Origin of the sequence: Sporosarcina quadrami (assembly GCF_014836615.1) — a bacterium.
In the GTDB taxonomy this organism is placed as follows: domain Bacteria; phylum Bacillota; class Bacilli; order Bacillales_A; family Planococcaceae; genus Sporosarcina; species Sporosarcina quadrami.
Window position 1 is genome coordinate 1 of record NZ_JACSQN010000040.1, and the last position, 1,482, is coordinate 1,482.

Genomic DNA, 1,482 nt, shown 5'->3' on the forward strand with positions numbered 1-1,482 from the left:
TGATGTGACCCCTAAAAGTTAGAGTTTTATATTACGCAGCTAATTGGCTGGCGTGAAGACGGTACTGAACCGGACTCATGCCAGCCAGTTTTTGTTTGATTCGTTTGTTGTTATAATACTCGATATAAGTCTCAATCGCCTTTTTTAACTCCTCATAGGTGCGCAGCGGTTCACCATAATACATCTCCTGTTTCAGTAATCCAAAGAAGTTTTCCATAGGGGAGTTGTCCAGACAATTTCCCTTACGCGACATGCTCTGGAATACTTTGTGCTCTTTTAAGGTCGCAACCCATTTCCCGTGCTGATAGTGCCAGCCTTGATCTGAGTGGATGGTCGTCCTGTATTTTGCATTCTTTACGATTTCAAGGGCTTCCTCTAAGGGCTCCATCACAAGGTCAAGAGTCGGTCGCATATTGATACCGTATGAGAGTATTTCTCCGTTGTACATATCCATTATTGGATTTAGATAGAGTTTCGGTCCATCCGAACACTTGAATTCAGTAATATCTGTGGTCAGCTTTTGACAAGGGATTGGTGTCTTGAACCGTCTGTTAATACGGTTTTTCGCAATGGTGCCAATATTCCCCTTGTACGAGCTATAACGACGTGATCTGCGGGTGAATTTACTGCCCTTTAATCCTAACTTTCGCATGAGCCGCTGCACTTTTTTATGATTCACAATAAAGCCGCGGTTCTTCAACTCCAGTTGAATACGGCGATAACCATAATTCTCATTATTCTCATCAAAAATGGATTGAATCAAATCCTCCAATTCTTGATTAGGATTCTCCCGTTTCCATTGTTTTATATGATAGTGATAGGAGGACTCTGGGATGCCAACCAGCTGTAGGACATCCGTCAGTCGGAATTCTTCTTTGAGTTCGAATGATAGTGCTGCCTGTGCTTTTCGAGATAGGCGTCCGGCTCCATCTGAAAAGCTCGTAACTTTTTTAGGTAGGCCACCTCTAAGCGGAGGAGTTCATTTTCCCGTTCCAACTTCTGTTCACGCGTCAATTCATCTTGGTGTGATGACTTCTGAGTCTTCTCCACGTTTTTCGCTTTGTTAGACATGGCTAGCCGTCCTTTCGGGGTGTCCAGGGCTTCCACACCGCCTTCAAGGAATTTCTTTTCCCAATCACGTATCATTGAAGGATTAGTCAATTTGAAGTGAAGTGCCGTTACTGTCTGCGAAGCGCCTGTCCTTTTCATAAAGCTTAATACATCCAGCTTGAATTGAACAGGATAATTCGTATGCTTGGTCTTTCGAAACAAACCTTCTACGCCAAACAGTTTATAGGCATTCACCCAATCTATGATTTGTTTCTTGGACTTAATCCCATGCTTTTTCGCTAATCTGTTATATCCAATGGTTCCACTAAGGTATTCTCTCACTACGAGTACCTTAAAATCATCCGTATATTTAACCACAATAAAACACCCCAAAAGTTAGATTTTCTACTCTAACTTTTGGGGTGCACTTCA

The 1,482-nt window shown here is 42.4% G+C and carries 1 protein-coding gene and 1 pseudogene; both read right to left on the bottom strand.

The window, feature by feature from the left end:
- Nucleotides 1-31 precede the first annotated feature (31 nt).
- Nucleotides 32-865, bottom strand: a pseudogene (locus tag H9649_RS17705) (IS3 family transposase); the annotation flags it as partial.
- Nucleotides 859-1,428, bottom strand: coding sequence for a helix-turn-helix domain-containing protein (locus H9649_RS17710; RefSeq protein ID WP_191696252.1), 570 nt, complete (start codon nt 1,426-1,428; stop codon nt 859-861). The gene H9649_RS17710 and the pseudogene H9649_RS17705, both read right to left, overlap by 7 nt.
- Nucleotides 1,429-1,482 lie beyond the last annotated feature (54 nt).